We start from the raw sequence: 11,830 nt of genomic DNA on the forward strand, positions 1-11,830 counted from the left end.
GTTAACTTCTTGACTGCAAGGCTGCGATGGTGCACTCTTCTAAGCATGCCCTCAACATCGCGCTCAACGAGGAGCCGAACTAAAAACCCAGGGTCGCAGTCCGCTCTCCGGCATCTGAACCAGCAGCGGATCATCGAATGCCTGCTGAACGGACCCTCAACCCAGGCGGAACTCGCCCGGCAAACGGGCCTGTCAACCGCGACCGTGTCCAACATCGTGAAAATCATGCAGGATTCCGGCCTGGCCTCCACCGAGCCGATTACCAGTTCCGGGCGGCGGGCGCTCAACGTGCGGCTGAACAGCAACGGCGCGGTGGCTGTGGGCATCGACTTCGGCCGCCGGCACTTGCGCGTGGTGCTTGCCTCCCTGAGCTACCACATCATCGCCGAGGAATCCGTCCTGCTTCCCCTCGGGCACCACGCCGATCAGGGCATCCTGGCCGCCGTCACGCTGCTGTCCAAATTGCTCACCGACAGCGGAGTGGAGCGCAGCGCCATAGTGGGTGCCGGCGTCGGCATCCCCGGCCCCATAGACCGCCGGACGGGCACGGTGGCCCAAGGCGCCATCCTCCCCGAATGGGTGGGTATCAACATCCTGGAACACCTCGAAAACACCCTGCAGTTCCCCATATTCATCGACAACGACGCCAATCTTGGGGCATTGTCCGAGGTCACGTGGGGACCGCACAGCGGCATCAGCAACCTCATGTTTATGAAGATCGGTTCGGGCATTGGCGCCGGGCTGATTCTCAACGGCAACCCGTACTACGGCAACGTAGGCATCACGGGTGAAATCGGCCATGCCACGATCCACGAACACGGACTGATCTGCCGGTGCGGCAACAGGGGCTGCCTCGAGACCATCGCCTCCACCACCACCATGATCGAGCTGCTGAGCCGGGGGGAGGAAAAGCCGCTGACACCCGAGGACATTGTCCGCAAAGCGCTGGCAAGGGACTCGGCCACCCTTCGCGTGGTGGACGACGCCGGCTTGGCAGTCGGGCGTGCGCTGGGCAACGTGGCCAACCTGATCAACCCGGAGGTGATAGTGGTGGGCGGCCCGCTGGCCGGGCTCGGCGAGCTCCTGCTGGACCCCGTCCGCAGGGGTCTGGTGCGGCACGCAGTCCCTGTTATCGGAGAAACGACGACCCTGACAATGTCCTCTTTGGGCGACCGCGCCGAGGCTCTGGGCGCGGCGGCCCTGGTCTTCCAACACGCCGGAATCCGGCGTTCGTAAGGTTTTCGTTACCTGCCCGTTGCGTTAAAGACTTGACGACAAGGGTTGTGATCCAGTTTACTTTTTCATCAGACGGCCCTGCGTTTTGCAGGGCGGACAACGAAGTCACGCATTGGAGGCGTAAGGGCAAATGACGTCCCTCGACACGCATAGCGATCCCGTAATCCTCGAGATGCGCTCCATCACCAAGGAATTCCCCGGCGTTAAAGCTTTGGCCGAGGTAAGCCTGTTGGTGAAGGCCGGAGAGATCCACGCGATCTGCGGTGAGAACGGCGCCGGCAAGTCCACGCTGATGAAGGTCCTCTCGGGGGTGTACCCCCACGGCACGTATACCGGCGACATCGTTTACCAGGCACAGGTCCAGCAGTTCAAGGACATCCGTGCCAGCGAGCACGCCGGAATCGTGATCATCCACCAGGAGCTCGCGCTGATCCCGGAGCTCTCCATCGCGGAGAACATCTTCCTGGGCAACGAGCCCGTCAAGCGCGGCGTTATCGACTGGGCCGAGGCCCGCACCCGGACCCGCGAGTTGCTCGCACGGGTGGGATTGCGGGAGGACCCGGATACTCCTGTCAAGGAAATCGGCGTCGGGAAACAGCAGCTTGTGGAGATCGCCAAGGCGCTGAACAAGTCCGTGAAGCTGCTCATCCTCGACGAGCCCACCGCGGCGCTGAACGAATCCGATTCCCAGCACCTGCTGGACCTGATCCTGGGCCTGAAAGGCCGCGGCATCACGTCCATCATCATTTCCCATAAGCTCAACGAGATCGAGCAGATCGCGGATTCCATCACCATCATCCGCGACGGGAAGTCCATCGAGACCCTGGACGTGAAGGCCGACGGCGTCGACGAGGACCGGATCATCAAGGGCATGGTCGGCCGCACGCTGGAGTCCCGGTTCCCGGACCACGTGCCCAAGATCGGCGAGGTCCTGTTCGAGGTCAAGAACTGGACCGTCGGGCACCCGCAGGTCCAGGACCGCATTGTCTGCAAAGGCTCTAACTTCTTCGTCCGCCGGGGCGAGATCGTCGGCTTCGCCGGCCTCATGGGAGCCGGCCGCACCGAACTGGCACGGTCGGTGTTCGGCCGTTCCTATGGCCGCTACATCACCGGCAGCATCTACAAGGACGGCAAGGAACTCCACCTCAAGAACGTCAAACAGGCCATCGACGCCGGCCTCGGCTACGTCACCGAGGACCGGAAGTCCCTGGGCCTGAACCTCCTGGATGACATCAAGACCACCACCGTCTCGGCGGCGCTGCACAAGATCAGCAAGCACTTCGTGGTGGACGTCAACAAGGAGTTCACGGTGGCCGAGCAATACCGCAAATCGCTGCGCACCAAGACGCCATCCGTGGAGGAAGGCGTGGCCAAGCTCTCCGGCGGCAACCAGCAGAAGGTGGTCCTTGCGAAGTGGATGTTTACCGATCCCGACCTGCTGATCCTGGACGAGCCCACCCGCGGCATCGACGTCGGCGCCAAGTACGAGATATACGGCATCATCCAGCAGCTGGCCAACCAGGGCAAGGGAGTCATCGTCATCTCCTCCGAACTGCCTGAACTGCTCGGCCTCTCCGACCGCATTTACACGATCTTCGAAGGCGCCATCACCGGCGTCGTGGACAAAGACGAAGCCAGCCAGGAAAGCCTCATGAAACTTATGACTTCCGCCAGAAAAACCGCCTGACCCTCTGGAATCCTCCAGAACCTTCCAGAACAAGGACTGACACAATGAACGCGCTCAAGAAGCTCTTTGGCGGCAACACCCGCCAATTCGGCATGATCTTCGCCCTGGTTGCCCTGATCGTCTTCTTCCAATTCGCCACTGAAGGCCGCACGCTCACCCCCGGCAACGTCATCAATCTCTTCAACGGCAACTCCTACATCCTGATCCTGGCCATCGGCATGGTGCTGGTCATCATCGCCGGCCACATCGATCTGTCGGTCGGCTCTGTGGCAGCGTTTGTCGGCGTCACCGTGGCCCTTGCCATCAGGGACTGGGGAATCCCCTGGTACCTGGGCATCCTCCTCGGGCTCGCGCTCGGAGCCCTGATCGGCGCCTGGCAAGGGTTCTGGACGGCCTACGTGGGGATTCCCGCCTTCATCGTCACGCTGGCCGGCATGCTGCTGTTCCGCGGCTTCAACCAGTTCGTCGGCAAGTCCAACACCATCCCGGTCCCCGCCGACTTCCAGTACATCGGCTCCGGCTACCTTCCCGAGGTCGGCCCGAACACGGGTTTCAACAACCTCACCCTGCTGCTCGGCCTGCTGGGCGTCGCATTCGTGATCTTCAGTGAAATCCGCTCCCGCCGCACCGCCAAGGCACTCGGCGCCGAGGTCCCCGAGGCCTGGGTGGTCATCACCAAGCTCGTGCTGATCTGCGGTGCCATCCTGTACGCCACGTACCTGTTCGCCACGGGCCGCCCGGGCACCTCGTTCCCCATCCCCGGGCTCATCCTCGCCGTCCTGGTCCTGATCTACGGGTTCATCTCCGCCAAGACCGTCGTCGGCCGCCACGTGTACGCGGTGGGCGGCAACCGGCATGCAGCCGAGCTCTCCGGCGTCCAGTCCAAGAAGGTCAACTTCCTGGTCATGATGAACATGTCCATCCTGGCCGGCCTAGCCGGCATGATCTTCGTGGGCCGGTCCACCGCCTCTGGACCGTTCGACGGCGTCGGCTGGGAACTAGACGCCATCGCGGCCGTGTTCATCGGCGGCGCCGCCGTGACCGGCGGTGTCGGCACCGTGATCGGCTCGATCGTCGGTGGCCTTGTGATGGCAGTGCTGAACAACGGCCTGCAGCTCCTCGGCGTCGGCGCCGACCTCACCCAGATCATCAAGGGCCTGGTCCTGCTGATCGCCGTGGCGTTCGACGTCTACAACAAGAGCCAGGGAAAGAGGTCCATCATCGGCATGCTGACCCAGAGCTTCAACCGCCCCAGCGGCGGCACGTCGCTCCAGCCGGACGAGACAACTTCCACCAAAGAAACCATCTCCCGGGAAGCCTGAGCACCGCCACTCCCCGGAAGCATTTCCCACCCCTATAGAAAGTGAACCAACAATGCGAATGATTGGTAAAGCAGGAAAGGCGGCAGCGATCGCTGCCATTGCGGCACTGGCGCTGACAGCCTGCGGCCGTTCCGACTCCGGTACAACGGGCGGTGGCACAGCTGGCGGCGAGGCTTTCCCCCAGAACTCCTCGATTGGCGTCGCGCTCCCCCAGAAGACCAGTGAGAACTGGGTCCTGGCGGAAAAGCTGTTCAACGACGGACTCACCGGCGCCGGCTTCAAAGCAGACGTCCAGTTCGCCAACGGCGGCGTCTCGGAGCAGCAGAACCAGATCAGCGCCATGATCACCAAGGGCGCCAAGGTCATCATCGTTGGCGCCATCGACGGCGCCCAGCTTGGCACCCAGCTCAAGCAGGCCAAGGACGCCGGCGCGACCATCATCGCCTACGACCGTCTGCTGCTGAACACCGAGAACGTGGACTACTATGTGGCCTACGACAACTTCAAGGTCGGCGAGCTGCAGGGCCAGGCACTCCTCGAGGGCATGGCGAAGAAGAAGGCCCAGGGACCGTACAACATCGAGCTCTTTGCCGGATCCCCCGACGACGCCAATGCGAAGGTCTTCTTCGACGGCGCGATGAAGGTGCTCCAGCCGAAGATCGACGACGGCACCCTCAAGGTGGTTTCCGGCCAGAAGTCGTTCGAACAGGCCGTCACCCAGGGCTGGAAGGCAGAAAATGCCCAGCGCCGTGCCGACACGCTGCTGACCGGCAGCTACTCCTCCGCTTCGCTGGACGGCGTCCTGTCCCCGAACGACACCCTGGCCCGTGCAGTACTGACGTCAGTCAAGGCCGCCGGCAAGCCGCTTCCGGTTGTCACCGGCCAGGACTCCGAGGTTGAGTCCGTCAAGTCCATCATGGCCGGCGAGCAGTACTCCACCATCAACAAGGACACCCGCAAGCTCGTTGAGCACGCGATCGTCATGGTCAAGGACATCCAGGCCGGCAAGAAGCCTGAAATCAACGACGACAAGTCCTACAACAACAAGGTCAAGACCGTTCCTGCGTACCTGCTGGAGCCGGTCATCGTGACCAAGGAGAACGTCAAGACGGCCTACGTGGGCGATCCGGTACTCGGACCGATCACGAAGTAAGGTCACAGGCGTCCCAGCGTTCCAGACACTGGCACCGACGAGCCCCGGCTCCCCCGCAAGGGAGGGCCGGGGCTCGTCGCTTTCCTCCCCAACCCTCCTGCACCTTTCGCAACAAAACTCTCAACCCTCCTGCACCTTTCGCAACAAAACTCTCAACCCTCCTGCACCTCCCGGAGGGCGCTGGGAAACAGTCACAGCAAACGCATAGCTTTGGCTCCGACTCTGCACAGCCGCGGGCGCCAGTGTGGGATCCGAAGCCGGCCATTCCGCCGGCACGTGATCCCAAGGAGTACCGTGAGCGTCCTCGCCCGCAGTGTAGGCAATGCCTTCAGAAACAAGGTCAGGACGGCTGCCGTTGTGGCCGTTCTTGCCGTAGCAATCGGACTGGCCCTGGCCATGCTCGTGGCCAACCAGGCTGTGGCGGCGAAAGTCCAGGAGCTGAACGCTTCGGTGGGGACGGTGCTCACGGTCAATCCGGCCGGCGGCCAGGGGTTCGAGGGCGGCGGCGAGCCGCTGACCTCGGCACAGGCGGTGACGGCGGCCGGCGTCCCCAACGTGACCGCCGTCGTCGGAACCAAAACGCTGCGGCTGCGCAACGCCACGGAAGCTGCCGCGCAGGCGGCGGCCGGGACCCAGGCAGGTCCGGGCGGCGGCCAAGGGGGCCCCGGCGGACAGACCACCACGCTGACCACCAGCCTCACCGCGGCGGTGGACGCCGGAACGCTCGGCACCCGGAACCAGGCCAGCTCGGGAACCACTGGCACCACCGGCGCCGCCACACAGCCGGCGCGGACTCTTCCTATCACTGCCACCGGCATCGGCGCCGAGGTGGACAGCGCCGGAAAGGCGCTTGAACTGACCGAAGGCGCCGGTTTGGGCAATTACACCGCGGCCTCCACCAAGGCGCTGCTGGGCACCACCCTCGCCGAGAAGAACAACCTCAAGGTGGGCTCCACGTTCACCATCAACAGCACCAAATTCACCGTCGCGGGGTTGTTCGACGCCGGCACTGCCTTCGGCAACAACGCCCTGTACGTGACGCTGCCGGCGGCGCAGACGCTGGCGGAACTGCCCGGTGAACTCTCCACAATGATCGTCACGGTCAACAGCATGGAGAACGTGGACTCCACCAAGACGGCCCTGCAGGCCGCCATCGGGTCGGACAAGGCGGACGTCACGCAGGGCCAGCGCAACCTGGAAACCGCCGTCAGCTCGCTGGACAGCGTCAAGAACATCTCCCTGGTGGCCTTCCTGGCCGCGCTCGGAACCGCCGGCCTGATCATTCTGCTGATCATGGTGATGCTGGTCCGGGAGCGCCGCCGCGAGATCGGTGTCCTGAAGGCCATCGGCGCACGCAACGGCACCATCGGCCTCCAGTTCGTGCTCGAGGCCCTGGTGCTGGTGGCCCTGGGAAGCGTGGTGGGTGCCGCCATCGCGTCCTTCGCCAGCGGCGGCATCGCCAGTGCGCTGGTCAGCTCTGGCACGAGCACGACGGCGGCTGCCCGGCGCGGTGCCGGCGTCCCGGGCGGCGCGGGCTTCCCCGGCGGCGGGGCCGGTCTTCCCGGCGGTCCGTTCGGCGGGGCGTCGCAGCTGCTGACCTCGGTCACCGCGAGTGCCTCCCCCGGCGTGATCGCCGCCGGCATCGGCGCGGTCTTCGGGGTCGCCATCATCGGTGCGCTGGTCCCCGCCCTGCTCACGGCCCGCATCCGTCCCATCGAAGTCCTCCGAGGAGAATAGCCATGATTGAAGTCAAGAACCTCGTCCGCACCTTCAAGACCGGCGACCGGACCATCAAGCCGGTCAATGATGTCAGCTTCGAGCTGGAACAGGGCACACTGGCGTCCATTGTCGGGAAGAGCGGCAGCGGCAAGAGCACGCTGTTGTCCCTCCTCGGTGCGCTGGACAAGCCCACGAGCGGGGACGTCGTCGTGAACGGCGTGAGCCTGGCGAGCATGCCCGACGGCAAGCTGACGGAGTACCGGCGCCGGGACATCGGCTTTGTGTTCCAGCAGTTCAACCTGATCCCCAACCTGTCCGCGCTGGACAATGTGATGCTTCCGATGGAGTTCGCCGGCGTACGGAAGTCAGGGCGGGTACAGCGGGCGCGCGAGCTGCTCGAGCAGGTACAGCTCGACTCGGAGAAGCACGCGCGCCGGATCAACCGGCTCTCTGGCGGCGAGCAGCAGCGCGTTGCCATCGCCCGGGCGCTGGCGAACGAGCCCAAACTGATCCTGGCCGACGAGCCCACGGGCAACCTGGACGAGCAGACGGGCGAGCACATCATCGAACTCCTCAGTTCGCTCAGCCGGGACCACAACACCACCATCCTCGTGGTGACGCACGACCGCCAGCTCGCCAACAAGACCGACCGGCGCTTCCGGCTGCAGCAGGGCAAACTGACGGAGGAACCCGCCCGCAGCCGGGTGGGCGCGGCGGCGGCGGGGTAACGTCCCCTAGGGGTGCGGGCACAGCGGGGAACTGAGGGAGGGCTGGTTTCAACCCTCTCTCAGCTCCCGCAGCGTTCAACACAACGCTCTCTCACTTCCCGTCGGAAATCTTCGAACGCTCTCTCAGTTGCTGTCGGAAATCTTCGAACGCTCTCTCACTTCCTGCAGCGTTCGACCCAACGCTCTCTCACCCGGATGAGAGGATGGCGTCATGACGTCACCCATCGCCACGCCGTGGCTTTTCAGCCAGTCCAACCAGGATCCCCTCGCCGCCACCGGCGCTCCGATTCGGTGGGGTGTCATCGCCACCGGGCGGATCGCCTCGCTGGTCTCCCGGGATCTGGCCCTGCTCGAAGATGCTGAGCTGTACGCGGTCAGTTCACGCCGGCAGGAGGCGGCGGACACCTTTGCCGCCGAATTCGGCTTCTCAAGGGCGTACGGTGGCGACGGCGGGACGCCTGGGTATGAGCGCCTTCTCGCCGACGACTCGGTCGACGTCGTGTACGTGGCCACGCCTCACGCCCAGCACCACCAGATGGTGCTGGCCGCCCTGAATGCCGGCAAACATGTGCTGTGCGAAAAAGCCTTCACGATCAACGCCCGCGAGGCCGCCGAGCTGATCGCCGTGGCCCGCGAAAAGCAGCTGTTCCTGATGGAAGCGGTGTGGAGCCGCTTCCTTCCCAGCATTCAGCGGGCATTCGAAATCGCCGCCTCCGGCGAACTAGGAACGGTGCAATGGGTCACCGCGGATCTGGGCTTCCCCGCACCCTATTCGCCCACAGCACGGCTGTGGGCGGTCAAGGACGGCGGCGGTGCGCTCCTCGACCTGACGGTGTACCCGCTGCTGTGGGCGCTGGGCACCTTAGGATTCCCGCAGGCGGTCAGCGCCACGGGCTTCCTTAATGATGACGGCGTCGACGCCCAGAATGCGCTGACGCTGGGTTACCACCACGGAGCACAGGCGCAGCTGACCTCGTCGCTGCTGGCCCACGGCCCGCGGGCCGCCACAGTTGCCGGAAGCCTGGGCTATCTTCAGGCACTCGGCTCGATCAACAACCCCAAGCAGCTAGTCATCGGCATCGGGCGCGAACCGCTTCGCACGGAACATTTCCACGTTGCGGGCCAGGGCTACACCTATGAGCTTCGCGAGGTGACCCGGTGCATCCAGCAACGCCTGACGGAAAGCCCTGTCATGCCGCTCGAGGATTCCCTGAACACCATGCGGCTTTTCGACGGAGTCCGGGCACAGCTTGGGGTCAGCTATCCGAACGACGCCCACTGACAGGCTGGTCCTGTGCAGGCACTTGCTTCGCAGAAATCCAAATAATATTGTCTGCCGGGTCTGGACTCTCACTTTGAAGCGGGCTTAGGCTGTAGAAGATCGTCGATTATTCGGTGACTTGGGGGGGTGTTGCGCATGGCTGGTGCCGGATTGCCATGGTCCGCGCTCCGCCCCCTGCGCCCGGTGCTTATCGCCGGAGCTGTCGCTGTGGCCTGGCTCTCCTTTTCAGCCCCGGGTGCAGACGCATCCAACTCGTCCACCTCCGAGTCTCCTCTTGGCGAAATCACCGCGACGGTTTCGTCGCTAAGCACTGGCGTCGATAACGCTGTTGACGTCATCCACCATGCACAGAACGTTGCCGATCCGGTAGGCGAGACGCTGCCGGACCCTGCTGCGGTTGTCATTCCGGAGCCTGCGCCGGCCGCTCCGCTGCCCCAACCCGATCCGCAAACGCCCGCTCCCGAGACGGCGGTGCTACCGGCCGTCGTCGCTCCCGTCGTGGACGAGATCGCGATCCCGTTGGAGACGGTGGTAGGCATCCTGCCTGCGGCAGAAGTACTGCCCGCCGAGGCCGTTGCGCCGGTCGCCTCACAGGTGGATGCCGCGGTTAGCGGTGTGGTGGAGACAGTTGTGCAGCCCGTGACCGAGACGGTCCCGGTGGACCAGGTGATCGGCCAAATTCCCGATCTGCATCCTGATGCCCCGGCCCTCAATGCTCCTGTGGGCACGCCAGTTGTTGAGGCCGTGAAGGACCTCGTCACCGTTCCCGAATCCTCCACCGGTCCCCCGCTCACGCCTGCTGCCACGTCTGTTGCTACGTCTGTTGCCACTGAGAGGACTGACGGCGCAGGCCTTTCCGCGCAAGTCCGCCCGGGATATGCCCCCCTGGTGACCGCTGTGGCCTCCAGCGAAATTGCGCCCAGTCACCTGGGCGGTGCCGGCCATGCGGGTCACAAGAACGCTTCGGGCTCGTCGCCTGCACTTCCCTCCGGCGGAGGAACACCCGGCGGCGACAGCACGCGGTCCCCGGATGCCCTGCTGCCGTCTACGCCGTCGGGGTCGGGCAGTGGCCAGTCCTCGGGCGGCCCGTCAACCTCCGCCGCGTGGCTGACCAGTCCCTTTGAATACCTTCCGCTTACCGGCATTGTCCCGGCCAGCGGTCCACTTCAGCATGTCCCTTCGCCGGTGGCTATTGACCCCGGCTCCTCTCCTGACTAGTTGGGCCTTTCCTGCCTTTCCTTGGGCAGAAATCCGGCCAATCGGGCTGCCTCTGTGCGCCTGTCAACAACTCTTCAGGAGACATCAAAATGCACCAGAAAATTCGCAGGGGCCTACTGGGCACCCTCTTTGCCGGCGGGCTCTTAGCCCTCGGCGCCACCGCGGCTAACGCGGATACCACGGCCACAGGAACTGTTACTGTTGCGCCCGCATCCGCGTCAGCGGACCTCACTGCTTCGACGTCGTTGGGTCTGCTGGGTGGCCCAACGCCGTCGGATACTCCTCAAGTCGCTGTAGCTGCTGACATCGACCTCATCACTGGCAGCAACACGGCGCCGGCTACCGAAACCATCCCGGCAGCCAACGCCACCGTCGACGTGAACCTCGGAAACACCACCGGCGCAGGCACCGAAACCATCCCGGCCGCCAACGCCACCGTCGACGTCAACCTCGGCAACACCACCGGCGCAGGCACCGAAACCATCCCGGCCGCCAACGCCACCGTCGACGTCAACCTCGGAAACACCACCGGCGCAGGCACCGAAACCATCCCCGCAGCCAACGCCACCGTCGACGTCAACCTCGGCAACACCACCGGCGCAGGCACCGAAACCATCCCCGCAGCCAACGCCACCGTCGACGTCAACCTCGGCAACACCACCGGCGCAGGCACCGAAACCATCCCCGCAGCGGACGCCCTCGTCGACGTCAACCTCGGCGAAACGGGTCTCCTGGGCGATGGCGATGGCGGCGCGGCAGCCGAAGGCACCGTCGACGTCACCCTTGGCACCGGGACGGGTACTTCCCTTGGTCTGGGTATCGACCTTGGCGTCCACCTCGGTACTGACACGGGCACCACACCCCCTGCGTCAGATCCCACGGACGGATCCGGAACGGGATCCGATCCTGCTGACGGATCCGGAACGGACGCCGGCACCACCGACGGCACCGGCACCCCGGACCCCGGCACCGGCGGAACCGGCACCGGCACCTCGGACCCCGGCACCGGCACCACCGACAGCTTCGGCACCGCAACGGGATCGGACTCCGGAGCCCTTGCCACCGGCGGGACCGGATCCGGAATCGTTGTCCTGCCTGCGGGTTCAATGACAACGGACTCGTCAATGGCAGCCAACACGTCCGCGGCAGCCATGGGCTCCGGCCAGACAGTAGGCGCCAAGCAGTCCCTCGCCAACACCGGCGCAGACGCTGGCCTGCTGCCCCTCGCCCTCGCACTCCTTGCCATCGGAATGCTGATGGTCATCCGGAGGAAGAAGGCATAGCCCCCTGAAGGAATAATCAGCCGGGACCGCGCGTCCGGGCTGAGCACAACGGACCCATATCGGCGGTCCGGCTTCGACTGGTCCTTGGACGCTCCGAAGCCGGACTGCCGATAAGGCCGTGTCCGGGGCTGGCCCGTTCGGGGCATCCCCTGCGGCATCTCGGCGTCCTCCGCTCCGCGCGCGTATTACCCTTAACGGGACC

The 11,830-nt window shown here is 64.8% G+C and carries 9 protein-coding genes; all 9 read left to right on the forward strand.

The window, feature by feature from the left end:
* Positions 1-45: 45 nt before the first annotated feature.
* The 9 genes from AC1DD3_RS04070 to AC1DD3_RS04110 all read left to right on the forward strand — a co-directional run bounded on the left by AC1DD3_RS04070 (position 46) and on the right by AC1DD3_RS04110 (position 11,628).
* The gene (locus tag AC1DD3_RS04070; protein ID WP_230117098.1) at positions 46-1,236 is read left to right on the forward strand and encodes an ROK family transcriptional regulator; all 1,191 of its coding nucleotides are present in this window, start codon (positions 46-48) and stop codon (positions 1,234-1,236) included.
* A 130-nt stretch (positions 1,237-1,366) separates the two neighbouring features.
* Positions 1,367-2,923, forward strand: a complete 1,557-nt coding sequence (gene mmsA / locus AC1DD3_RS04075) for a multiple monosaccharide ABC transporter ATP-binding protein (RefSeq protein WP_230117097.1) — start codon at positions 1,367-1,369, stop codon at positions 2,921-2,923.
* A gap of 44 nt (positions 2,924-2,967) precedes the next feature.
* Positions 2,968-4,245: a multiple monosaccharide ABC transporter permease gene (gene mmsB / locus AC1DD3_RS04080; protein ID WP_230117096.1), complete on the forward strand. Its 1,278-nt coding sequence runs from the start codon at positions 2,968-2,970 to the stop codon at positions 4,243-4,245.
* A gap of 52 nt (positions 4,246-4,297) precedes the next feature.
* Positions 4,298-5,398 (forward strand): substrate-binding domain-containing protein, encoded by a 1,101-nt coding sequence (locus AC1DD3_RS04085; protein ID WP_230117095.1) that lies wholly within the window; start codon positions 4,298-4,300, stop codon positions 5,396-5,398.
* 294 nt (positions 5,399-5,692) lie between these two features.
* On the forward strand, positions 5,693-7,135 hold the full coding sequence (locus AC1DD3_RS04090) for an ABC transporter permease (protein ID WP_230117094.1): 1,443 nt from the start codon (positions 5,693-5,695) through the stop codon (positions 7,133-7,135).
* A gap of 2 nt (positions 7,136-7,137) precedes the next feature.
* Complete coding sequence (locus AC1DD3_RS04095; RefSeq protein WP_476880980.1) at positions 7,138-7,845, forward strand: ABC transporter ATP-binding protein; 708 nt, start codon at positions 7,138-7,140, stop codon at positions 7,843-7,845.
* 211 nt (positions 7,846-8,056) lie between these two features.
* Positions 8,057-9,127 carry a Gfo/Idh/MocA family protein gene (locus tag AC1DD3_RS04100; protein ID WP_230117092.1) on the forward strand — a complete coding sequence of 357 codons (1,071 nt, stop codon included), beginning with the start codon at positions 8,057-8,059 and terminating at the stop codon, positions 9,125-9,127.
* A gap of 135 nt (positions 9,128-9,262) precedes the next feature.
* Positions 9,263-10,345, forward strand: a complete 1,083-nt coding sequence (locus AC1DD3_RS04105; protein ID WP_230117091.1) for a hypothetical protein — start codon at positions 9,263-9,265, stop codon at positions 10,343-10,345.
* A gap of 89 nt (positions 10,346-10,434) precedes the next feature.
* Positions 10,435-11,628, forward strand: a complete 1,194-nt coding sequence (locus AC1DD3_RS04110) for a hypothetical protein (RefSeq protein ID WP_476880981.1) — start codon at positions 10,435-10,437, stop codon at positions 11,626-11,628.
* The last annotated feature ends 202 nt before the right edge of the window (positions 11,629-11,830 follow it).

Source organism: Arthrobacter sp. 05T444 (assembly GCF_056395905.1).